20 protein-coding genes, 2 tRNA genes and 1 riboswitch are annotated in these 22904 nt (G+C 70.9%); of the genes, 9 read left to right on the forward strand and 13 right to left on the reverse strand.

Annotation, left to right across the window (positions count from 1 at the left end):
• Positions 1-29 precede the first annotated feature (29 nt).
• Positions 30-443: a hypothetical protein gene (locus D3A59_RS26960; protein WP_473206070.1), complete on the reverse strand. Its 414-nt coding sequence runs from the start codon at positions 441-443 to the stop codon at positions 30-32.
• Between the two features lie 370 nt (positions 444-813).
• On the opposite strand from D3A59_RS26960, the gene D3A59_RS18640 reads away from it, so the two are divergent.
• Positions 814-2430, forward strand: coding sequence for a glucan biosynthesis protein G (locus D3A59_RS18640; RefSeq protein ID WP_119156881.1), 1617 nt, complete (start codon positions 814-816; stop codon positions 2428-2430).
• Positions 2403-4706, forward strand: coding sequence for a glucans biosynthesis glucosyltransferase MdoH (mdoH, locus tag D3A59_RS18645; RefSeq protein WP_119156837.1), 2304 nt, complete (start codon positions 2403-2405; stop codon positions 4704-4706). The genes D3A59_RS18640 and mdoH overlap by 28 nt, the downstream gene beginning before the upstream one ends.
• A gap of 48 nt (positions 4707-4754) precedes the next feature.
• Here mdoH and D3A59_RS18650 read toward each other — a convergent pair.
• From D3A59_RS18650 to D3A59_RS18700, 11 genes are all read right to left on the reverse strand, one after another.
• Positions 4755-4830 (reverse strand) — tRNA-Asn (locus tag D3A59_RS18650).
• Between the two features lie 225 nt (positions 4831-5055).
• A tRNA-Asn gene (locus tag D3A59_RS18655) sits at positions 5056-5131 on the reverse strand.
• Positions 5132-5193: 62 nt separating this feature from the next.
• Positions 5194-7374 carry a TonB-dependent siderophore receptor gene (locus D3A59_RS18660; RefSeq protein ID WP_119156838.1) on the reverse strand — a complete coding sequence of 727 codons (2181 nt, stop codon included), beginning with the start codon at positions 7372-7374 and terminating at the stop codon, positions 5194-5196.
• 45 nt (positions 7375-7419) lie between these two features.
• Positions 7420-7521, reverse strand: a riboswitch (TPP riboswitch).
• Between the two features lie 127 nt (positions 7522-7648).
• Positions 7649-8749, reverse strand: coding sequence for an NAD(P)/FAD-dependent oxidoreductase (locus tag D3A59_RS18665; RefSeq protein WP_119156839.1), 1101 nt, complete (start codon positions 8747-8749; stop codon positions 7649-7651).
• Positions 8750-8834: 85 nt separating this feature from the next.
• Positions 8835-9158, reverse strand: coding sequence for a ferredoxin FdxA (gene fdxA, locus D3A59_RS18670; protein WP_119156840.1), 324 nt, complete (start codon positions 9156-9158; stop codon positions 8835-8837).
• An 87-nt stretch (positions 9159-9245) separates the two neighbouring features.
• Positions 9246-10046, reverse strand: coding sequence for a uroporphyrinogen-III C-methyltransferase (gene cobA, locus D3A59_RS18675; protein ID WP_119156841.1), 801 nt, complete (start codon positions 10044-10046; stop codon positions 9246-9248).
• Between the two features lie 2 nt (positions 10047-10048).
• Complete coding sequence (locus D3A59_RS18680) at positions 10049-11359, reverse strand: sulfate adenylyltransferase subunit 1 (RefSeq protein WP_119156842.1); 1311 nt, start codon at positions 11357-11359, stop codon at positions 10049-10051.
• Positions 11360-11361: 2 nt separating this feature from the next.
• Positions 11362-12333, reverse strand: coding sequence for a sulfate adenylyltransferase subunit CysD (gene cysD, locus D3A59_RS18685; protein ID WP_119156843.1), 972 nt, complete (start codon positions 12331-12333; stop codon positions 11362-11364).
• On the reverse strand, positions 12330-13091 hold the full coding sequence (locus D3A59_RS18690; RefSeq protein ID WP_119156844.1) for a phosphoadenylyl-sulfate reductase: 762 nt from the start codon (positions 13089-13091) through the stop codon (positions 12330-12332). Before D3A59_RS18690 ends, cysD begins: the two co-directional genes overlap by 4 nt.
• Positions 13088-13582 carry a DUF934 domain-containing protein gene (locus tag D3A59_RS18695; protein WP_119156845.1) on the reverse strand — a complete coding sequence of 165 codons (495 nt, stop codon included), beginning with the start codon at positions 13580-13582 and terminating at the stop codon, positions 13088-13090. Before D3A59_RS18695 ends, D3A59_RS18690 begins: the two co-directional genes overlap by 4 nt.
• A 26-nt stretch (positions 13583-13608) precedes the next feature.
• Positions 13609-15303: a nitrite/sulfite reductase gene (locus D3A59_RS18700; protein ID WP_119156846.1), complete on the reverse strand. Its 1695-nt coding sequence runs from the start codon at positions 15301-15303 to the stop codon at positions 13609-13611.
• Positions 15304-15618: 315 nt separating this feature from the next.
• Here D3A59_RS18700 and D3A59_RS18705 point away from each other — a divergent pair, with 315 nt between their 5' ends.
• On the forward strand, positions 15619-16602 hold the full coding sequence (locus D3A59_RS18705) for a patatin-like phospholipase family protein (RefSeq protein WP_119156847.1): 984 nt from the start codon (positions 15619-15621) through the stop codon (positions 16600-16602).
• A gap of 198 nt (positions 16603-16800) precedes the next feature.
• On the opposite strand, the gene phaP is transcribed toward D3A59_RS18705, so the two are convergent.
• Entirely contained in the window at positions 16801-17364 is a 564-nt protein-coding gene (phaP, locus tag D3A59_RS18710; RefSeq protein ID WP_119156848.1) for a TIGR01841 family phasin, read from the reverse strand.
• A 230-nt stretch (positions 17365-17594) separates the two neighbouring features.
• On the opposite strand from phaP, the gene D3A59_RS18715 reads away from it, so the two are divergent.
• Genes D3A59_RS18715 through D3A59_RS18740 form a run of 6 tightly spaced genes read left to right on the forward strand, consistent with a single transcriptional unit; the run spans position 17595 to position 22902 of the window.
• Positions 17595-18536, forward strand: coding sequence for a histone deacetylase family protein (locus D3A59_RS18715; protein WP_119156849.1), 942 nt, complete (start codon positions 17595-17597; stop codon positions 18534-18536).
• Between the two features lie 43 nt (positions 18537-18579).
• A complete protein-coding gene (locus D3A59_RS18720) occupies positions 18580-19014 on the forward strand; it encodes an acyl-CoA thioesterase (protein ID WP_119156850.1) in 435 nt (144 codons plus the stop codon).
• The gene (locus tag D3A59_RS18725; RefSeq protein WP_119156851.1) at positions 19011-19712 is read left to right on the forward strand and encodes a nitroreductase; all 702 of its coding nucleotides are present in this window, start codon (positions 19011-19013) and stop codon (positions 19710-19712) included. The genes D3A59_RS18720 and D3A59_RS18725 overlap by 4 nt, the downstream gene beginning before the upstream one ends.
• A 5-nt stretch (positions 19713-19717) precedes the next feature.
• Positions 19718-20389: a LutC/YkgG family protein gene (locus tag D3A59_RS18730; protein WP_119156852.1), complete on the forward strand. Its 672-nt coding sequence runs from the start codon at positions 19718-19720 to the stop codon at positions 20387-20389.
• Positions 20386-21399: a 2-hydroxyacid dehydrogenase gene (locus D3A59_RS18735; RefSeq protein ID WP_119156853.1), complete on the forward strand. Its 1014-nt coding sequence runs from the start codon at positions 20386-20388 to the stop codon at positions 21397-21399. The genes D3A59_RS18730 and D3A59_RS18735 overlap by 4 nt, the downstream gene beginning before the upstream one ends.
• 33 nt (positions 21400-21432) lie before the next feature.
• Positions 21433-22902: a DNA recombination protein RmuC gene (locus D3A59_RS18740; protein ID WP_119156854.1), complete on the forward strand. Its 1470-nt coding sequence runs from the start codon at positions 21433-21435 to the stop codon at positions 22900-22902.
• Positions 22903-22904 lie beyond the last annotated feature (2 nt).

A 22904-nucleotide genomic window follows, 5' to 3' on the forward strand; every position in this document is an offset into this window, starting at 1 on the left:
GCCTCCTGCCCCAGCCCGCCGGCTGATCCTCAGTTCAGCACCCCGGCTGAATACGTACCTTCGGCCAGCCCCTGGTCGGGCTCGAGCACTACGGCAGCTACGCCTGCCGCAATGTCTACGGTCGAACGGAGGGACGGCGCAGTCGCCACGCGACGGCCGATGCACTGGATGTGGCAGGCTTCGTGCTCGCCGACGGCCGGCGCATCCGGGTGCAGCAGCACTGGCACGAGGGCGACGACGTCGCCGCGCGCTTCCTGCGGGAGGTGCATCGCGGCGCCTGCCGCTTCTTCGATGGCGTGCTGGGCCCTGGCTACAACGTCGCCCATCGCGACCATCTGCACCTCGAACGCGGCCCCTCGCGCATCTGTCGCTGAAATTGCACTGCGACCGGGCGCGCGGTGAAAGCTGCCGTCCTTGCCCTTGGAATCAGCGTTTTTCGCCATTCCCGCATCCCCCGGGAAGCGGGGCTGTGCCATTCGCGCGACGAACGAGTGCTCACATGCCTCTCATGTGTAACGACTGCGGGAGATCCGGACGGCGTGAAAACCAACACCAGTTGCAGGCATGGTGCAACTTGGTAATTTCCCTGCCCGCAGGGAGAAATGCCGCGTCTAGGCACATCGTTGGCTCTCGGTGTGCCGTTTCTTGCAAGCGCGTCGTGTCGCCGGCGCTGTTACATGTCGGGAAAACCCCACGGCTTGTTACCGCGCGGGTGTCGGGCTTGCATTGAAATCGGCAGCGCCAGCAGGGACATGACGCTTGCGGTGCACGGCGATCCTGCCGCAGCCGCCCATGACCCAGAACCTGTCGACGATGAGATTCCGCCTGACTGCCTTGCACTCCGTCTTTTCCTCCCCCCGGCCACTGCGCCGTGATCGCTCCTTGCCGCACGCGCATCTCGCCGGGGCGGAATGCGGGGCGCGCGGACGGGGTGCGAAGCTGCTGCTCGGGCTCGCCGCCTGGGCCCTTGCCGGCGCGGTGCAGGCCTTCGGCTTCGACGATCTGGCGCGGCGCGCCGAGCGACTCGCGCGCCAGCCGCACCGGCCCACCGCCGCAGCGCTCCCGCTCGAGCTGAAGGAGCTGAGCTACGACCAGTACCGCGACATCCGCTTCCGTCCCGAGCGGGCGCTGTGGCGCCGCGAGGGCCTGCCCTTCGAGCTGATGTTCTTCCATCTCGGCAAGTTCGCCACCGACCCGGTGCGGATCAACGAGATCACGCCCCAGGGCGAGGTGAGGCACATCGCCTTCGACCGCGCCGACTTCGACTACGGCCGCAACCGCCTCGACCCCCAGAGCTGGGGCGACCTCGGCTTCGCGGGTTTCCGGGTGCACTACCCGGTCAACACGCCCGAGTACAAGGACGAGGTGGTCGTGTTCCTCGGCGCCAGCTACTTCCGGGCCGTGGGGCGCGAGCAGCGCTACGGCCTGTCGGCGCGCGGCCTCGCGATCGACACGGTGGGCGGGCAGGGCGAGGAGTTCCCGCGCTTCACCGAGTTCTGGATCGAGCGCCCCGCGTCCGGCGCGGACTCGCTGAGCTTCCTGGCGCTGCTCGAGTCGCCGCGCGCGACCGGCGCCTACCGCTTCGTGCTGCGCCCGGGCAAGCCCACCGAGCTCGAGGTGCAGTCGCGCGTGTTCCTGCGCGGCCCGGTCGCGACGCTCGGCATCGCGCCGCTGACCAGCATGTTCATGTACGGCGAGAACCAGCCGCTCGCCGGGCATTTCCGACCCGAGGTGCACGACTCGGACGGTCTGTCGATCGCGAGCGCCGACGGCGAATGGCTGTGGCGGCCGCTGCTGAATCCGTCGCGCACGCAGGTCAACTCCTTCGCGATGCGCGGCATCCGGGGCTTCGGGCTGATGCAGCGCGACCGGGCCTTCCCGAGCTACGAGGACGTCGAGGCGCGCTACGAGTTGCGCCCGAGCGCCTGGGTCGAGCCGCTCAACGACTGGGGCCCGGGTCGCGTCGAGCTGGTCCAGCTGCCGACCCCCGACGAGACCAACGACAACATCGTCGCCTACTGGGTGCCGGAGCGGCTCCCGGCGCCGGGACGGCCGCTCGAGATGAACTACCGGCTGCGCTGGCAGGGCCGCGAGGACCAGCGCCCGCCCAATGGCTGGACCGTGCAGACGCGCACCGGCCGCGGCTTCGAGGAGCCGGCGCCCGGCGAGCACCAGTACATCGTCGACTTCGCCGGCCCGGCGCTCGACGCACTGCCCGGCGATGCGGGGGTCGAGCCGGTCGTCTCGGTCGGCCCGAACGCGCGGCTGCTCGAGCGCAACGCCTATCGCAACGACGCTGCCGGCGGCTGGCGCATGACGCTGCGCGTGCAGCGCCTGGACGCCTCGCAGCCGGTCGAACTGCGCGCTTTCCTCCAACGCGGGGCGGATGCCCTTACCGAAACATGGACGTCCCTCATTCCACCGAACTGATCCTGGACCGCCGGAGCCGCACCCGTGCTCCTGCCAACGCGAGGCCGCCGAGCGGTGGAGCGGGGCCGAGCATGCCGCCATTGCACCGCGGCAGCATGGTGGCGAGGCCGTGGCACGGCTTCTGGCGCGGCCTCGCCGACATGCTGCAGGGCCGCGAGCCGGCGATCCGCTGCGCGGGCACCGGCACCCATCCCTCGCTACAGCATGTCGCCGAGCGCCGCCGGCGCACGCTGATGCTGCTCGTGGCCGCGTCGGCGGCGATGGCCACCGCGCTGCTCGCCGGCGCGCAGCCCGACGGCGACAGCCTGCCGCTGCGCGTGGTTCAGATCGGCCTCTTCAGCCTGCTGTTCGCCTGGGTCGCGGCGGGCTTCTTCACGGCGGTGATGGGTTTCGTGGTGCTGGTGCGCGGCGACCGGCACGGCCTGTCGCGCAAGTCGGTGGACGGCCGGCCGATCGCGGCCGACGCCCGCACCGCGATCATCATGCCGATCTGCAACGAGCATGTCGCGACGGTGTTCGCCGGCTTGCGGGCGACCTGCGAGTCGCTCGCGGCGGCGGGCGGCGCGCGGCTCTTCGACGTGTTCGTGCTGTCCGACACCAGCGACCCGGACCTGCGCGTCGCGGAGCTGGCTGCCTGGGCCGAGCTGCGGGAGTCGCTCGGCGAGGCCGGCTCGCATGTCCACTACCGCTGGCGCCAGCGCCGCACCAAGCGCAAGGCCGGCAACGTGGCCGACTTCTGCCGCCGCTGGGGGCGCAACTACCGCTACATGGTCGTGCTCGATGCCGACAGCGTGATGAGCGGCGACTGCCTGCTGACGCTGGTGCGGCTGATGGAGGCGAACCCGCGCGCCGGCATCATCCAGACCGCGCCGCAGGGCTGCGGGCTCGACACGCCGCATGCACGGGCGCAGCAGTTCGCATCGCACCTGACCGGCCGCCTGTTCGCGATCGGCATGCAGTACTGGCAGCTCGGCGAGTCGCACTACTGGGGCCACAACGCGATCATCCGCGTCGAGCCCTTCATGAGGCATTGCGCGCTGGCGCCGCTGCCGGGGGAGGGCTCGCTCAGCGGCGAGATCCTGTCGCACGACTTCGTCGAGGCGGCGCTGATGCGCCGGGCCGGCTACCAGGTCTGGCTGGTGCACGACCTGGCGGGCAGCTACGAGCAGCATCCGCCCAACCTGCTGACCGAGCTGCAGCGCGACCGGCGCTGGTGCCAGGGCAACCTGCAGAACGCGCGCCTGATCACCGAGCCCGGCCTGCATCCGGTGCATCGCGCGATGCTCGCCACCGGCGTGATGGCCTACCTGTCGGCACCGCTGTGGATGGCCTTCGTGCTGATCGGCGGCGGGCTGTGGCTGATGGGGGGCGACCCGCTGCTGCCCGGCACGGGAGGCCTGTCGACGCAGGGGCTGGCGCTCTGGAGCGCCACCTTCGTGATGCTTGCGCTGCCGCGCATGCTCGGCATGGCCGCAGCGATGATGCGCCGCGAGCAGGGGCAGTACGGCGGCTCCCTGCGCCTCGCGCAGAGCACGCTGATCGAGGCGGGGCTGTCGATGCTGCAGGCGCCGCTGCGGATGGTCGCGCACACGATCTTCGTGCTGGGCGCGCTGACCGGGCTGCGGCTGGACTGGAAGTCGCCCCCGCGCGAGGCCGAGGACGTGCCCTGGAGCGAGGCGGCGCGCCGCTTCGGCCCGATCAGCCTGGGCGTGCTGCTGCTGATGGCCGCGGCGGTGCAGGTCGATGCCTCGGCCCTGCTGTGGTTCGCCCCGATCGTGCTGCCGCTGCTGCTGGCGGTGCCGATCGCGGTGTTCACCAGCCGCTCGGAGATCGGCGCGCGCTTGCGCCGCGAGCGTTTGCTGCTGATCCCGGAGGAGACCTGGGCGCCCGCGGTGCTGCGCCAGGCCTGGGCCCATGCCCGCCGGAGCAGGCCCTTGCCGGGCTGGAACGAGTTGATGAACGATCCCTGGCTGTTCAGCGTGGTGCGAGCCGCGCCCGGCCCGCGCCACACCGCACGCGGCATCCGCGCCCTGACGCGGCGCGCGATGATGCGGCGCCTGAACGCGCAGGAGGACGGTCCGGGCAGGCTGCCGGCCACCGAGCGCCTGCGCTGCCTGAGCGAGCCGCACACGCTCGAGATGCTGCGCAGCCGCTGGGGGGCGATGCGCAACGTCGAGGCCTCGCGCTTCGTGCTGACCGAGGATCGCGCACCGGTCCTGCCTCCGCCGGGAGGCCTTCCCCAGGCCGTGCTGAGGGCAGAGGCCGCGGGACGCTGAAAACGAAAAAGGCCTTGCATCGCTGCAAGGCCTTTTTCTTCAGTTCCTTGGCTCCCCGACCTGGGCTCGAACCAGGGACCTACGGATTAACAGTCCGGCGCTCTACCGACTGAGCTATCGGGGAACTGAGACTGTGATTCTATGACGGTTTTTGAAGATTGTGCAAGCCCCAAACGTTCTTTCTTTGCCTGAAACGCTACCAAGGGGACGTGGGGCGTGAGGGCCCGAGCCGGCCGGCGGAGGATCCTCGCGTCTTCTGGCAAGCTGTTGGAGTGTCAGTCGGGACACGTGACGTTGCACTCCAAAGCAAAAAGGCCTTGCATCGCTGCAAGGCCTTTTTTCAGTTTTTTGGCTCCCCGACCTGGGCTCGAACCAGGGACCTACGGATTAACAGTCCGGCGCTCTACCGACTGAGCTATCGGGGAACTGAGAATGAAATTATAGGCAGACTTTCAAGCGTCTTGCAAGCGGTTTTTTCGCTCCCCGTTCAGAAATCGGCCTGCAGCGACAGCCGCCAGGTGCGCGGCGCGAGCGGGTAGAGGTAGATGTGCTCGTACTGGTAGGGCGATTCCCTCCAGGCCCGCTTGTCCGCGACGTTGTCGACGCCAGCCCGCCAGGTCAGCAGCGTGCCGTTGACGCGCTGTTCGTGCGAGAGGCCAAGGTCGATCCGGGTCCACGAGGGAATGCGCGCGCTGCCTGCCCCCGGCTCCACCATGCGGTCCCCTTCGTGAGTCAGTCCGGCCAGCAGTCGCAGCCCCGGCACGACTGCAACGCGATGCCCGGCCTGCAGCTTGGCGGTGAACTCGGGGACATTGGGGGGGCGCTGGCCGTTGACGGCCGGCACCGCGCTGCCGCGCCTTTGGGCGTCGAGCACCATCACGCTGCCGCCGAGTTCCCACAGCGAGGAGCGCAGCGTGCCGCCGGCCTCGACACCCCGGTGGCGGGCGTCGCCATCGGCCTGCAGGGTGCAGGTGTTGCCCGGCGTGTCGCTGCCGCAATCGCTTCCGACGCCCTGGGCCACGGGACGGCGCATGTCGAACCAGGCGAATTGCCAGGCGAGCGGCTGCCCGGCTGACTTGAGGCCGAACTCGGTCTGCCGGCTCTTCAGCGCCGGCAACGCCTCGCCGCGGTTGGTGTAGCGCGCCCGGTTCGGGGCGACTTCCGATTCGATCCCCTGGCCCCAGCTCGCATAGACCAACTGTCCCGACGAGAGCCGATGGCTCAGCGCCAGCCAGGGCGTCGTGAAGGACTGGGTGTACTCGGTGCGACGCGAACCGTTGGTGCGCACGCTCTCGCGTTCGATGCGGGTATGGCGCAGGCCGAGCCAAGCGTCCCAGCCCGGGGCGAGCTGCACCGCGTCGCGCAGGTACAGCTCGGTGGACTCCTCGGTGCGGTTGGTGTTCTGCGCGAGGCCTCCGGGGGAGGAGGGCACCGTCACCGTCCCGCTGATGTTGCCGGTTCCTGCGAAATCCTCGACCCTTGCCTGCAGCCGGGTCTCGTGGCGCGACAGCAGCACGCCGGCGCCGAGTTCGTGCTTCATCCCGCCGGTCGCGAAGCGTCCCCGGACGCCGACATCGAGCGCATCGGTCTGGCGCCGCTCCTTGTCGCTGCGGTACTCGTAGAGATCGAAGTCGCCGTTCGGGCAGTAGCGGTCGCCGTAGTAGGCGGAAGCGTCGGTGCAGCCGAAGGGATAGGCCAGCCGGTCGTCGGTATGCAGGCGCTGCGTGCCGGCATGGGCGACGAGGCTCCAGTCGGCATCGAGACGCTGCTGCAGGCGCAGCGATGCGGTGTTCCCCTCCATCACCACCGGCAGCGACCAGGGCTGATTGTTCAGGTTGGTGCGCGGATCGATGTTGCGGGCGTTCGGTACGTCCGGACCCAGCAGGCTGAAGCCCGGCTGGCTTGGCTGGCTGCGCCGGCTGGTCTCGAACTCGGCTTCCAGTCGCGTGTCGGGACTCAGGCGCCAGTCGGCGGCAAGGGCGAGCAGGCGACGGTGCCCCTCGTCGCTGCGCAGCGGCGAGTCGAGATGCTCGTAGGCTGCGTTCACGCGCAGGCCGAAGGCCTCTCCCTCGCCGAAGCGCTCACCGATGTCGAGGCTCGCGCCGCGGGTGTTGCGGCTGCGCCAGCCGAGCTCGAGCGAGCGCACCCGGCCCTCGGGCCGCTTGACGACGTAGTTCACCAGGCCGCCAGGCGCGCTCGTGCCGGCCTGGATGCCGCTCGTGCCCTTGAGGACCTCGACGGCGGACTTGTTCTCCAGCGGGATGCTGGTTTCGCCGCTGATCGGCAGGCCGTCGCGGCGGTAGTTGTAGCGGTAGTCGAGCGCGTAGCCGCGCACCGTCAGGTTGTCCCAGTAGCCGGCCGCGTTGTAGGCGTCGCTGACGCCGGCATCGAGGGACACCAGGTCGGCGAGGCGCTGTGCGCCGCGCTCCTTCAGGCGCTCCTGCGTGACGACGCTCGCCTGCAGCGGCGTCTCGGCCAGCGGGCGCTCGCCGAAGCCGGTGACGGCGGCGCGGGCGGCGGGGTTGCGGCCGGTGACGGTGACGGTGGGCAGCTCGCTGCTGGCCTGGGCGAGTGCCTGGGACAGGGGCAGCAGCGCCAGCAGCGCGGCGGCTGCCACGGGAGCCTGCCGCCGCAGCGAGGCGGGCAGGTCGGAGGAATGGGTGGCCATCGTGGTCTTTCGCGAGCGACGGCAGGTCGGCGCCGCGGGCGGCCGAGCCCCAGCGGATCGCTTCCCTGCGCGAGGATGATCTCAATCAGGTTCCAAGGGACTTTCTCAGCCGGGCCGACAGGCGGCCCGACACCCCCAGCGAATGCGGAATCCGGCCCAGGGCCGGTCAGCGGGGGCGGATTATCGCGCGACAGGGCAGGGCGCCTGTCCACGACGCGCAACAAAAAGCCCGCCGGGTGGGCGGGCCTGGATGCAGCGCGAGGGCCGGGCCGGCTCAGTCGCCGGCGGGCGGCGCCGCGACGCGCAGCACCTTGTGCAGCCGGGTGCTGGTGGTGGTGTATTCGAGCGGGATGCGCTGCCCGGGCAGCAGGTGCGCGGCGATGCCGAAGGCAGCGAGCGTCGCCTCGTGGAAGCCGCAGAGCAGCAGCTTGCGCTTGCCGGGGTAGGTGACGATGTCGCCCACCGCGAAGAGTCCCGGGACGCTGGTCTCGAACTTCTCGGTGTCGACGACGACCTGCTTGCGCTCGAGCGCCATGCCCCACTCGGCGATCGGGCCGAGCTTGGGGCTCACGCCGAGCTGCACCAGCAGCACGTCCAGCGGCACGACGCGCGCCTTGCCCTCGCTGTCCGTGAGCTGCACGCCGTCGAGCCGCTCGCCGCTCGCCTCGACGCCGCTCACCTGGCCGACGAGGAACTGCAGCCGGCCGGCGTCGCACAGCGCGCGCATCGTCTCGAGCTTGCCCGGCGGCGCCTGGATGACGTTGCGCCGGTGCAGCAGCGTGACGCTCGCAGCGCGCTGCGGGCCCTCGTCCTGCGCGAACTCGAGCGCGCGGTCGAGCGCCGTCTCGTCGCCGCCGACCACCATCACGCGGCGGCCGGCGAATTCGGCCGGGTTCGCGACGCGGTAGAGCACCTGGCTGCCCTCGAAGCGCTCGAGGCCCTCAACCGTCAGCCGCCTCGGCTGGAAGGAGCCGACGCCGCCAGCGACGATCACGGTGCGCGCCAGGAAGCGCAGGCCGGCAGAGGTCTCGACGTCGAAGCGGCCGTCCTCGCGGCGGCGCAGCACGCTCACCTGCTGCCCGAGGTGGAAAGGCGTGCCGAAGGGCTCGATCTGCCGCGTCAGCAGCGCGACCAGTTCCCGGCCGGTGCAGCGCGGCACGCCGGGGATGTCGTAGATCGGCTTGTCGGGGTAGAGCTCGATGCACTGCCCGCCCACGTAGGGCAGCGAGTCGACGACATGGGCGCCGATCTCGAGCAGTCCGAGCTCGAACACCTGGAACAGGCCGGCGGGCCCGGCGCCGATGACGAGGGCATCGGTCTCGATCGGGGCGGCGGGCCGCGCTTCGGCGGTCGGCAGGGACGCGTCGTCGTTCAAGGGCGGCTCCGCGAGGAGTGCCGCCGCGGGCGGGCCGCGGCGGCGGTGGGCGGGATGCGTGGGGAAGGGAAGGCGTCGCCCGGGATCAGCGCTTGAGCTCGCCGAGCTTGCCGGTGCGGTTCTTCCACTCCTCGGCGTCCGGCAGCGGTTCCTTGCGCTTGGTGATGCTGGGCCAGAGCTTGGACAGCTCGGCGTTGAGCGCGATGTAGGACTGCTGGTCGCCGGGCACGTCCTCCTCGGGCAGGATCGCGTTGACCGGGCACTCGGGGATGCAGACCGCGCAGTCGATGCACTCGTCCGGGTCGATGGCGAGGAAGTTGGGGCCTTCGCGGAAGCAGTCCACCGGGCACACGTCCACACAATCGGTGTACTTGCAACGGATGCAGGCTTCGGTCACTACGTGGGTCATAAAACGTCTCGGATCGGGTTGTGTGGCCGCTGGGAGCCGGGTGTCGAGTCCCGGCGACAAACGGTCGATTTTACTGCTTCAGGGTTTCTACTGGACGTTGACAGGCGTCAATTGTGAGGGCGGCGAGATCTCGTCGGCCGCCGGCACGGGCCGGGCGCCGGCGCCGACGACGACCACCGTCGGCCGTCCCGCATGGGCCTCGCCCGCCTCGTGCAGGCTGTCGATGCAGTGCGCGGTGTGCAGCTGGTCGGCCCAGCCGGCGCGCGACACCACGCTGCAGGGCGTGTCGGACGGCCAGCCCGCGTCGAGCAGCTGCTCGGCGAGCGCCGCGAGCTGCTTGCCCGCCATGTAGAGCACCTCGGTGTCGCGTCGCGCGGCCAGCGCCTCGCCGGGCTGCAGCGAGCCGGCGCGCGTCATCGCGGTGGTCAGCGTCACGCTGCGGCCGGTGCCGCGGCGCGTGAGCGGCAACCGGGTGCCGGCCGCAGCCGCGAGCGCGGCGGTGACGCCGGGCACCACCTCGCACTCCAGGCCCGCGGCGTAGGCCGCCTGCAGCTCCTCCTCGAGCCGGCCGAAGATGCTCGGGTCGCCGCCCTTCAGTCGCACGACGCGCTTGCCCCGCAGGGCGTGCTCGACGATCAGCGCATTGATGCGCGGCTGCCCGCTCGCGTCGCTGCCGGGGCGATGAGAGAAGCCGCGCTTGCCGACGTCGATCCACTCGGCGCCGGGCGCGTAGTCGCGCAGCGCCGGGTCCGCCAGCGCGTCGAACAGCACCACCTCCGCCTGCTGCAGCGCCCGCAGGCCGCGCAGCGTGATCAGGTCGGCCGAGCCGGGGCCGGCGCCGACGAAGACCACCCGGCCGGTGGGCGCGGCAGGCGAGGGCGCCGCCATCCTTACGCCGCGGCCTTGACCAGCAGCGCGCCGCTGGTGCGGTTGGTCGCGGGGTCGACGACGATCAGCGAGCCGCCGACGCGGTTGGCCTCGTAGGCCTCGACCGGCAGCGGCTGCTGGGTCTGGACCGTCACGAGGCCGATCTCGTTGACGCCGAGCTGGTGCGCCTCGACCTCGTCGAGCGTGTGGATGTCGAGGCGGTGGTCGATGCCGGTGATGCGCGCCTGCACCCAGCGGTTGCCGTGGCGCACCCAGTACTTGCGGCCGACCACGGCCGGCTCGGTGTCGAGCCAGGCGAGCGTCGCGCGGAATTCCTGCGTGGTCGGGGCGCTGCCGGGCGTGAAGATCCAGTCGCCGCGCGAGACGTCGACCTGGCGGTCCAGCACGATGCCGGCCGACTGGCCCGCCTCGCAGCCGTCCACCTCGACGCCGGCATGGCGCACGGCGGCGACGATCGCGGTCTCGCCGCTCGGGAAGATCTGCACCGTGTCGCCGGCCTTCACCGCGCCGTGGGCGATGCGGCCCCACATCACGCGGTGCTGGTGGCCGGTGCCCTCGCCGTCGTCGCGGGCGACGTACTGCACCGGAACCAGCAGGTTGCCGTCGTGGGCCTCGTCGGTGACGGGCAGGTTCTCGAGGATCTGCAGCAGCGTCGGGCCGCTGTACCACTCCCAGTTGGCCGAGGGCGTGGCGACGTTGTCGCCGCGCAGCGCGGACACCGGCACGATGCCCTTGACGGTGATGCCGGCCTCAAGGGCGAACTTGGTGAGCGCCTTGGCGACCGCCTCGAAGGCGGCCTGGGTGCCGGTCTCGATCGCGTCGAGCTTGTTGATCGCGAACACGATGGTCGGCACGCGCAGCAGGCGCGCCAGCAGGCTGTGGCGGCGCGTCTGCGGCAGCAGCACCACCTCGTCCACCGAGGTGTCGAGCTTGGTGATGTCGACCAGCACCACCGCGGCGTCCGAGCCGGCGGCGGCCGTCACCATGTTGCGGGTGTACTGCTCGTGGCCCGGCGCGTCGGCGATGATGAACTTGCGCTTCTTGGTCGCGAAGTAGCGGTAGGCGACGTCGATCGTGATGCCCTGCTCGCGCTCGGCCTCCAGGCCGTCGGTCAGCAGCGACAGGTCGATCGGGGCGCCGGCGGCGCGCTTCTCCAGCGCGTCGAGCTGGTCGGCGAGGATGCCGCGGCTGTCGAACAGCAGGCGGCCGATCAGCGTGCTCTTGCCGTCGTCGACGCTGCCGGCGGTCAGGAAGCGCAGCGCCTTGTGCGCCAGCTCCTCGCCGGCGTCGATGTGTTGTGCTTGGGTGCTCATGATCAGAAGTAACCCTCTTTCTTGCGGCGCTCCATCGAGGCGTCGGAGGTGCGGTCGTCCATGCGGGTGGCACCCCGCTCGGAGACCGTCACCTGCAGCGTCTCGGCGACGATGTCCACGGTGGTCGCGGCGTTGCTCTCGACCGGGCAGGTGCAGGTCATGTCGCCGACGGTGCGGAAGCGCACGTCCACGGTCTCGACCACGTCGTCGGCCCCCGGCGGCGTCACGTCCGTCACCGGCACCAGCAGGCCCTTGCGGCGGTAGATCTGGCGCGGGTGCGTGTAGTAGATGTTCGGCAGCGGGATGTTCTCGCGGGCGATGTAGAGCCAGACGTCGAGCTCGGTCCAGTTGCTGATCGGGAAGGCGCGGAAGTGCTCGCCCGGCTTGATGCGGGTGTTGAACAGGTTCCACAGCTCGGGGCGCTGCTCCTTGGGCTGCCACTGGCCGAAGCTGTCGCGGTGGCTGAAGATGCGCTCCTTGGCGCGCGCCTTCTCTTCATCCCGGCGGGCGCCGCCGATCATGCAGTCGAAGCGGTGCTCCTCGATCGTCTCCAGCAGCGTCACGGTCTGGTGGCCGTTGCGCGACTCCAGCGGGTGCGCGAGGCGGATCGTGCCGTTCCTGATCGAGTCCTCCAGGTGGCCGACGATCAGGCGCTCGCCCATCTCGGCGATGCGCTCGTCGCGGAACTGGATGACCTCGGGGAAGTTGTGGCCGGTGTCCACGTGCACCAGCGGGAAGGGCAGCTTGCCCTTGAAGCGCGGGCGCTCGCCTGGCGCGCTGATCTTGCGCTTGAAGGCCTTCTCGGCCAGGTGCAGCACCACGCAGGAGTCCTTGCCGCTGGAGAACAGCAGGGCGGGGCGCTCGAAGGCGCCGGCGACTTCGCGCAGGATGAAGATGGCTTCCTCTTCCAGCGCATCGAGGTGGCGATGGTCCACGTCGGGCAGCAGTTGTTCCACAGTAAGAGCGGCAGTCATGGCCGGGTTCCAATCATCGAGACTTGTTGCGAGTTGTCGTTCGAGGCGTGCAGGCCGCATTCCTTGGCCTTCTCGTCCTCCCACCACCAGCGGCCGGCGCGGAAGTCCTCGCCGACGGCAATGGCGCGCGTGCAGGGCGCGCAGCCGATGCTGGGCATGAACTCGTCATGCAGCGGGTTGTAGGGCACCTCGTTCGCGGCGATGTAGTGCCAGACGTCGTTCCAGCTCCAGTCGGCGAGCGGGTTGAGCTTCAGGCGCCCTTCGGCGTCCTGGTCGTGGTAGGGGACGGCGGCCCGGTTGGCGGACTGCTCGCGGCGCAGGCCGGTGATCCAGGCGCTGCGCTCCTTCAACATACGGGAAAGCGGCTCGAGCTTGCGCACTTGGCAGCAGCCCTTGCGCAGCTCGATGCTCTCGTACATCGCCTTGTCGCCGTGGCGCTGCACGAACTGGATCACCTGTTCCTGGACCGGCTTGTAGACCTCCACGGGCAGGCCGTAGCGCTCGGTGATGCGGTCGATCAGCGCGACCGTCTGCGGGTGCAGCGCGCCGGTCTCGAGCGTGCCAATCGCGATCGGCAGCCGGTGGCGCGCGATCAGGTCGGTGACGACCATGTCCTCGGCACCGAGGCTCGTCGCCTGCACGATGCGCCCCGGGTGCTCGGCAGCGGCTTGTTGCAGCAGGCGCAGCGTCTCGGCCACGCGCTCCTCGAAGCCGGCCGTGTGGCGGGCGTAGAGCCCGATGGCGCCGCCGCCGCTCATGCCGAGGCTCCCTCGCGGGCGAACTTCGGCCGGTTGTCGTGCACGTCGCCCTGGTAGAAGGCCGGGAAGAACTGCAGCGCGCGCTCGGCGTGCTCGCGCTTCTGGTCGGCGCGCAGCACCACGGCGTCGAAGCCGGTGCGCGCGAGCAACTGCATCATGTCGACGAGCACCTCGCCGACCGCGCGGATCTCGCCGCCGTAGCGATAGCGGCTGCGCAGCAGGCGCGCCTGGGTGTAGGCGCGGCCGTCGGTCCACTTCGGGAAGTTCAGCACGACGAGCGACAGGCGCGGCAGGTCGGCTTCCAGCGTCTCGATGTCGACGTCGTTGGGCACGATCACGCCGGTGGGCAGGCCCGCCGGCCAGGTGTCGCGCACGGCATGCCACTGCTCGAGCGTCAGCAGGCGGTCGGCTGCGGCGACGGGGTGGGGCTGCGGGCCGTCCTCGCCTTCCACGCGGTGCCAGCGGTCGTGATGGGTGTCGATGAATTTCATGGTCACGGGTCCTCTCGGCGTTCTCTTTAGGCGTGCTGCGCGGTGCTGCGGCGGGTGGCGTTGGCAGCGACCTTGAACGGGTCGAGTCCGACGCGGCGCACCGTGTCGATGAAGCGCTCGCTCGCGGCGCGCTGCTCGCGGTAGGTGGCGATCACGGCCTCGATCGCGTCGGCGACCTCGTCCGCGGCGAACGACGGGCCGATCACCTTGCCGGCAACCGACTTGCCGCTCAGCGTCGAGCCGTCGGAGCCGCCGAGCGTCACCTGGTACCACTCGCTGCCGTCCTTGTCGACGCCGAGGATGCCGATGTGGCCGCTGTGGTGGTGGCCGCAGGAGTTGATGCAGCCGCTGATGTGCAGGTCGATGTCGCCGATGTCCCAGAGCTCGTCGAGGTCCTGGAAGCGCTCGGTGATCTCCTCGGCCACGGGGATCGAGCGGGCGTTGGCCAGCGCGCAGAAGTCGCCGCCCGGGCAGGCGATCATGTCGGTCAGCAGGCCGATGTTCGGCGTCGCGAAGCCGGCGTCGCGCGCGGCCTCCCAGACAGCCAGCAGCTCGCTCTCTCGCACCCAGGGCAGCACCAGGTTCTGGTCGTGCGACACGCGCAGCTCACCCAGCGAGTAACGGTCGGCGAGGTCGGCGGCGAGCTCCATCTGCGCGTCGGTCGCGTCGCCGGGCGCCTGGCCCACGCGCTTCAAGGACAGCGTCACCGAGCGGTAGCCGGGGACCTTGTGCGCATGCACGTTGCGCTCGATCCAGCGCTTGAAGCCGGCCGGCGCATCGGCCGGCACCTCGGCACGGAAGGCACCCGGCTCGACGCCGGCGGGCACGACGAAGCAGGCCGCGACGCGGTCGAATTCCGACTGCGGGATGATGTGCGCCGCGCCGTCCGCGTCGAGCGTCAGGATCTTCCGGAATTCCTCTTCCACGTCCTTGGCGAACTGGGGACCCTCGGCCTTGACGAGGATCTTGATGCGCGCCTTGTACATGTTGTCGCGGCGACCGTAGCGGTTGTAGACGCGCACGATCGCCTCGATGAAGACGAGGATCTGCTGCCAGGGCAGGAAGTCGCGGATCACGGTGCCGGTGATCGGCGTGCGGCCCATGCCGCCGCCGACCAGCACCTGGAAGCCGACCTCGCCGGCCTCGTTCTTCACCAGCTGCAGGCCGATGTCGTGCCAGGCGATGGCAGCGCGGTCTTCCCGGGCGCCGCTGACCGCGATCTTGAACTTGCGCGGCAGGTGGGCGAACTCGGGGTGCAGCGAGGACCACTGGCGCATGATCTCGCAGTAGGGGCGCGGGTCGACGATCTCGTCGGCCGCCACACCGGCGAAGCAGTCGCTCGTGATGTTGCGGATGCAGTTGCCCGAGGTCTGGATGCCGTGCATGTCCACCTCGGCCAGCAGGTCCATCACGTCGGCGGCCTTGTCGAGCGGGATCCAGTTGTACTGCAGGTTCTGGCGCGTCGTGAAGTGGCCGTAGCCGCGGTCGAACTCGCGCGCGATGCGCGCGAGCTGGCGCATCTGGCGGCTGCTGAGCTCGCCGTAGGGCACGGCGATGCGGGCCATCGGCGCGTGGCGCTGGATGTACCAGCCGTTCTGCAGGCGCAGCGCGCGGAACTCGTCGTCGCCGAGCTCGCCGCGCAGGTTGCGCTCGAGCTGGTCGCGGAACTGCGCCGCGCGGGACTTGACGAACTGTCGATCGAACTCGGTGTACTGGTACATCGTGGAGTTTCTGCTTGGAAATCGAAGGGCCGGCCCAAAGGAGGTGGCACTTTAAATCAATGGAGGACCTTCCAGCCTGCGGTGGCGAGCGAGCCCGCGCCGAAACCGATCAACACCGCCATCCAGTCCGTCCGTACCCCGGGGAAGCCGCCTGCTGCCTGTCGGCCCGACGCCGGGGACAGGAAAGCGAGCATGAAATGTAAGTGGCTTCTTTATGGAGTGGAACTACAGTTTCGTTAATTGTTTATTGCATTTGGTTATGAAGAGGCGGCGAGGGCAGAGGCGCAGGCGAAGCACTCCTTAGAATCGCGCGCCATGAACTTTCGCGCCTGGCCGTCCCGTTCCGCCGCTCCCGCTTCTTCCATTCCTTCCGTGGGCCGCCGCACTGCGGCACGGTGGTGCCTGCTGACGGCCGCCGCCGTGCTGGCCGGCTGCACGAGCGTGCCGCTGCCGCCGGCGCGGCCAGTCGAGCCCGCCGGACCGCTTCCGAGCGTGAAGGTGCCGGCCAAGCCGCCACGCATCGGGCTCGCGCTCGGCGGCGGCGCGGCACGCGGCTTCGCGCACATCGGCGTGATCCAGGTGCTGGAGGAGAACGGCATCCGCCCGGACCTGGTCGTCGGCACCTCGGCGGGCAGCCTGGTCGCCGCGCTCTACGCGTCGGGCAAGACGCCGACGGAGCTGGCGGGCCTCGCCGACACGATGGACGAGACCGCGATCACCGACTGGTCCTTCCCGATGCGCGGCGTGATCCGCGGCGAGGCGCTCGCGCGCTACGTCAGCCAGCAGACCGGGGGCAAGCCGATCGAGCAGATGCGCCTGCCGCTCGGCATCGTCGCCACCGACCTCGCCAGCGGCCAGGGCGTGCTGTTCCAGCGCGGCGACACCGGCAGCGCGGTGCGCGCCTCGAGCGCGGTGCCGGCGGTGTTCCAGCCGGTGCGTGTCGGCGGACGCGAGTACGTGGACGGGGGCCTCGTCGCGCCGGTGCCGGTGCGCTATGCGCGGCAGATGGGTGCGGATCTCGTGATCGCGGTCGACATCTCCTCGGCCCCGGACGGCAATGCCGTCGGTGACGCGATGCGCATGCTGCTGCAGACCTTCGCGATCATGGGCAACAGCATCAACCAGTTCGAGCTGCGCGAGGCCGACGTCGTGATCCGGCCGAAGCTCGCCGGCGTCTCGGGTGCGGACTTCAGCGCGCGCAAGCGCTCGATCCAGGCCGGGCGGGAGGCGGCCCAGCAGGCGCTGGCCGAGTTGCGCACGCGCCTGGCCGCACGCGAGAGCGGCACGGCGGCACGCTGAAAAAAAGAAAGCCCGGGGCCGAAGCCGCCGGGCTGAAAGGTACCTGAACGATTCTCGAAGGTACCGAGGAGACACTCCTTCGATCGAGGCCCGCTGCCGGAGCACCGGGCCTGTCTGTTCGGATCGCTCGCTGCAACATGCGGCAGGGCCGCATGCCCTTCTTCTCGTCTTCAGGCCGCGCGGGGCGGCCCGTCGATCTCAGGCGGTGGTGGCGCGCTTGGCAGCCGCGGCGACCGGCTTGACCGCTGCCTTGACGGCGTTGTTGGCCATGGCCTGGAAGTTCGCTTCGGCGACGTCGGCGGCCTGCTTGGCAGCCTTCTGCACGCTCTCCATCGCGTTGTTCGCGGCGGACATGGCCGACTTCATCAGCGCGACGGCGTTCTCGCTGCCGGCCGGCGCGTTCTTGGCGGCCGAGTCCACGGCCGTCATGAACTTGCGCTGGGCTTCGGCGAATTGCGCCTCGGCGACGCGGCCGACTTCGGCGTTGGTCGCGGTGGCGATGTCGTACAGGTGGCGGCTGTAGGCGGCGGCCTTCTCGGCGCTCGGCTGCAGCAGGCTGGCCTGAAGCGCCAGCAGTTCCTGCGCGTCCTTGACGGCCAGCACGGCGCGGGCGTGGTCGGCGGCTTCGTTCAGCGTGGTCTTGGCCACCTGCACGTTCAGCTCGACCAGCTTCTCGACGCCCTCGAAGGCCTTCTGGGTCAGACCGAACAGGGTCTCGAGATTGGTCTTCTGGGCGGCCAGCAGTTGTTCAGCGGTCATCATTTTTACGTCCTCCGGGGCGTTGTGGTGGATGAGGGAAGCAGTTTTTGTGCACTGCAACATGATTCCTAGTATAGGCACATCTTGCGGCAATGCAAGCAAACGCATGGTGCAATGCAGCAAATTAGGGGGTGTCCCCTAAGTCCGGGAAGTCGCGGCGGGCGTTTCATCGGGCGGGCATCGCGTGCGGGTCCGGGCAGGGGAGGAGCCACGCGGCACAATCGGCCCCAACCATGAAGGCCTTCCATTCCGACGCCTACGTGCTGCCCCTGCCGCCCGGGCACCGCTTCCCGATGGCCAAGTACCGGCTGCTGCGCGAGCGCGTCGCCGCCGAGCTGCCCGGCGTGCGGCTGTTCGAGCCGCCGCCCGCGAGCGACGGCGAGCTGGCGCTGGCGCACGAGCCGTCCTATGTCGAGGCGGTGAGCGAGGGGCTGCTGAGCGCGGCGCAGCAGCGCGAGATCGGCTTTCCGTGGTCGCCGGCGATGGTCGAGAGATCGCGCCGCTCGGTCGGCGCGACGATCGCCGCGGCGCGCACGGCGCTCGAGGAGGGCGTGGCGCTGAACCTGGCCGGCGGCACGCACCACGCGTACTCGGACAAGGGCAGCGGCTACTGCGTGTTCAACGACGTCGCGGTCGCGGCGCGGCTGATGCAGGCCGAGTGGCACCGGCGGCGGCGCGCGCTGCTGCGCGTCGCGGTGATCGACCTCGACGTGCACCAGGGCAACGGCACCGCGGCGATCTTCCGCGACGACCCGACCGTGTTCACGCTGTCGCTGCACGGCGAGCGCAACTTCCCCTTCCGCAAGGAGGCGAGCGACCTCGACGTCGAGCTGCCCGACGGCTGCCGCGACGAACGCTACCTGGAGGCGCTCGACGCCGCGTTGGCGGAACTCTGGACGCGCCACGGCGAGCGGCTCCCCGGCCTGATCTTCTACCTGGCCGGCGCCGACCCGCACGAGGGCGACCGGCTCGGCCGGCTCAAGCTCAGCGCGGCGGGCCTGGCCGAGCGCGACGCGCGCGTCTTCGCCGCGGCCCGCGCGCGCGGCATCCCGGTCGCGGTGTCGATGGCCGGCGGCTACGGGCACGTGATCGAGGACACGGTGGCGGTGCAGTTCCGCACCGTGGCGACCGCGCTCGGGCACTGGCTCGACGGGCCGCGCGCGAGCGCCGGCTGAGAAACAAGACGAACAAGCACCACCGAAGAGGAGACCTGCGACGATGACAGCGAGACCCCGGCCCGAGCCCCGCGGCGCCTACCGCCATTTCCTGCCGATCACGACGCGCTGGATGGACAACGACGTGTACGGCCACGTCAACAACGTCGTCTACTACAGCTACTTCGACACGGTGGTCAACGACTACCTGATCCGCGAGGGCGCGCTCGACATCCACGGCGGCGAGGTGATCGGCCTCGTCGTCGAGACGCAGTGCAACTACTTCGCGCCGCTCGCCTTCCCGCAGCGGGTGGAGGCGGGGCTGCGCGTCGCGCGCATCGGCGGCTCGAGCGTGCGCTACGAGGTCGGGCTGTTCGCGGCCGACTCCGCCGAGACCGCCGCGCGCGGCCATTTCGTGCACGTCTACGTCGAGCGCGCGAGCCGCCGCCCCGCGCCGCTGCCGGCCACCCTGGTCCGCGCCCTGGAGAAGCTGCAATGAGGCCGACCCCCGAAGCCATCGCCGCCGTCGACGCGGCCATCACCTCGCGCCGCTCGATCCGCGCCTTCCTGCCGACGCCGGTGCCGCGCCGCACGATCGAGGAGATCCTGGCGGTCGCCGCGCGCGCGCCCTCGGGCACCAACACCCAGCCCTGGAAGGTCCACGTGCTGAGCGGGCCGGCGAAGGACGCGCTGTGCGCGAAGCTGATGGCGGTGTGGGACGACCCGGCCGCCGCGGCCGGGCACGAGGAGGAGTACGACTACTACCCGCGCGAATGGGTCTCGCCCTACGTGGACCGGCGCCGCAAGGTCGGCTGGGACCTCTACGGGCTGCTGGGCATCGCCAAGGGCGACAAGGCGAGCATGCACGCGCAGCACGGCCGCAACTACCGCTTCTTCGACGCGCCGGTGGGGCTGATGTTCACGATCGACCGCGTGATGGGGCAGGGCAGCTGGCTCGACTACGGCATGTTCCTGCAGAACGTGATGGTCGCGGCGCGCGCGCGCGGCCTCGACACCTGCCCGCAGGCGGCCTTCACGCCCTTCCACCGCATCGTGACCGAGCACCTCGGCGTGCCCGGCAACGAGATGCTGGTGTGCGGCATGGCGCTGGGTCATGCGGATCCCGAGGCGGTCGAGAACTCGCTCGTCACCGAGCGGGAGCCGGTGGCCGGGTTCGCGCGTTTCCACGAGGAGTGAGAGAGATGGACACGACGAGTGCGCGAGAGCGCATCCTGGCGCGCATCCGCAACCGGCAGGGGCGCGCCGAGGCGATGCACGCGAGCGAGCGGCGCGAGGCCGAGGCCTGGCTCGCGAGCCGCCCGCGCGGCCCGCAGCCGGCGTTCGGCCGCAGCACCGCCGGGCAGTTCGCCGAGATGGCGTCGCGCATGCAGACCACGCTCGATGCCGTCGCCACGATGGCCGAGGCGCCCGCCGCGGTGGCGCGCTACCTGCAGGCCCAGGCGCTGCCCCTGCATGCCGCCGGCTACGCGACGCTCGCGCCGCTCGACTGGGCGGCGGCCGGCATCGCCTTCGAGCCCCGCGCGCCGCGCGACGACGACGCGGTCTGCATCACCGGCTGCTTCTGCGCGGTGGCCGAGACCGGCTCGCTGGTGTTCGCCTCCGGCCCCGGGACGCCCGCCTCGGCGCACCTGCTGCCCGAGACGCACGTCGTCGTGCTCGACGCGCGGCGCATCGTGCCGCACCAGGAGGACGCCTTCGAGCTGATGCGGCGCGAACTCGGGCAGCTGCCGCGTGGCTTCAACACCGTCTCCGGGCCCTCGCGCACCGGCGACATCGAGCAGACCATCGTGCTCGGCGCGCACGGCCCCTACCGGGTGCACGTGGTGATCGTCGGGGGAGGAGAAGAGGCATGAGTCCGGAACAACAGGCGAAGCGCCCGGCGGTGCTGGTGTGCCGCCGCGTCTTCCCGGAGGTGGTCGAGCGGCTGCGCGAGCACTTCGAGGTCGAGACCAACGACGAGGACGCCGACTGGAGCCCGGCGCAGCTCGCCGCGCGGCTGCGCGGCAAGCAGGGCGCCTACACGATGCCGACCAACCGCATCGACGCCGCGCTGCTCGACGCCTGCCCGGAGCTGCGCGCGGTCTGCAACATGGCGGTCGGCTTCAACAACATCGACGTCGCGGCCTGCACCGCGCGCGGCGTGCTGGTGACCAACACGCCCGACGTGCTGACCGAGACCACCGCCGACTTCGCCTTCGCGCTAGTGCTCGCCGCCGCGCGCCGCCTGACCGAGGGCGAGCACTACCTGCGCGGCGGCCGCTGGACGAGCTGGTCCTTCGACACGCTGCTCGGCCTGGACGTGCACGGCGCGACGCTCGGCATCCTCGGCATGGGCCGCATCGGCCAGGCGATCGCACGGCGCGGCGCGCTCGGATTCGGCATGCGCGTGCTCTATCACAACCGCTCGCGGCTGGACGCCGCCACCGAGTCGGCGCTCGGCGCGAGCCGGGTGAGCAAGGAGCAGCTGCTGCGCGAGTCCGACCACCTCGTGCTCGTCGTGCCGTACTCGGCCGAGACGCACCACGCGATCGGCGCGGCGGAGCTCGCGCTGATGAAGCCCAGCGCGACGCTGACCAACGTCGCGCGCGGCGGCGTGGTGGACGACGCGGCACTCGCCGCCGCGCTGCGCGAGCGCCGCATCGCCGCCGCCGCGCTCGACGTCTTCGAGGGCGAGCCGGCGGTGCACCCGGGGCTGCTCGCGCTCGACAATGTGGTGCTCACCCCGCACATCGCCAGCGCCTCGCTGCGCACGCGGCTCGCGATGGCGAACCTCGCGGCCGACAACCTCATCGCCGCGCTCGGGCGGGGGCCGCAGGCCGGCCGGCCGCCGACGCCGCTCAATCCGGAGCTGCTGCGAGGCTGAGAACGGCCCGGTCCTGCGGCGACAATCCGCCGCATGGACTGGACCTTCTGGATCTTGCTGGCGCTCGGCGCCGCGAACCTGCTCGGCCTGCTGTGGCTGCTGTCGCGGCAGCGGCAGGGCGGCCTCGCCGCCGACGCGCTCGCTCAACTCGACGCCGCGCTCGCGCGGCAGGTGCAGGGCGGTGCCGAGCGGGTGGAGCGCGCGCTGCGCGCCGACGTGGACCGCAGCGCGCAGGGCACGCGCCAGGAGCTGGCGCAGGCGCTGAACCTGTTCCAGCAGGCGCTGATCGCGCAGCAGGGCAATGCGGCGCGCACGCACAATGGCCAGCTCGACGCCTTCCGCGCGCAGCTCGCCGCGATGCAGCAGGCGGTGGCCGACAGCCTGCAGCAGTCCACGCAGGCGCTCGCCGCGCAGGCCCAGTCGGCGCGCGACGCGCAGGACGCCGCGCTGCGCCGTTTCTCGGAGGCGCAGGCGGCGCAGCTGCGCGAGCTGTCCGACGCCAACGAGCGCCGGCTCGGCGAGGTGCGGGCCACCGTCGAGCACAAGCTCGCGCAGCTCGCCGCCGACAACGAGCGCAAGCTCGAGCAGATGCGCGCCACCGTCGACGAGAAGCTGCACGCGACGCTCGAGCAGCGCCTCGGCGAGAGCTTCCGGCAGGTCGCCGAGCGGCTCGAGCAGGTGCACCGCGGCCTCGGGGAGATGCAGACCCTCGCGCGCGACGTCGGCTCGCTGCACCGCGTGCTGACCAACGTGAAGTCGCGCGGCATCTTCGGCGAGGTCCAGCTCGCCGGCCTGCTGGAGCAGGTCTTCACGCCCGAGCAGTACGCGCTCAACGTCGAGACGGTGCCGGGCAGCGGCGCGCGGGTCGAGTTCGCGATCCGGCTGCCCGGCCGGCGCGACGACGGCGTGCCGCTGTGGCTGCCGATCGACGCCAAGTTCCCGCGCGAGGACTACGAGCGCCTGCTCGAGGCGCAGGACCGCGCCGACCCGGCGGCGGTCGAGGCGGCCGCGAAGGCGATCGAGGCGCGGCTGCGGCTGGAGGCGCGCACGATCCGCGAGAAGTACCTCGCGCCGCCGCACACCACCGAGTTCGCGATCCTGTTCGTGCCGACGGAGGGCCTGTACGCCGAGGCGCTGCGTCGCCCCGGGCTGGTCGAGAGCCTGCAGCGCGAGTGGCGCGTCACGCTCGCCGGCCCGACCACGCTGCTCGCGACGCTGTCGAGCCTGCAGATGGGCTTCCGCACCTTCGCGCTCGAAAAGCGCTCGGCCGAGGTCTGGGAGGTGCTCGCCGCGGTGAAGACCGAGTTCGGCAAGTTCGGCGAGGTGCTGGCCAAGACCAAGAAGAAGCTCGACGAGGCGAGCAAGGTGATCGACAGCGCCGAGGTGCGCACGCGCGCGATGAACCGCAAGCTGCGCGCGGTCGAGGCGCTGCCCGAGGCGCAGGTGCAGGCGCTGCTGCCGGCGGAGGCGCTGCTCGACGTCGCCGACGAGGAGCCGGCCTGAGG

This window comes from Caldimonas tepidiphila (genome assembly GCF_003569765.1).
Lineage (GTDB): Bacteria > Pseudomonadota > Gammaproteobacteria > Burkholderiales > Burkholderiaceae_C > Caldimonas > Caldimonas tepidiphila.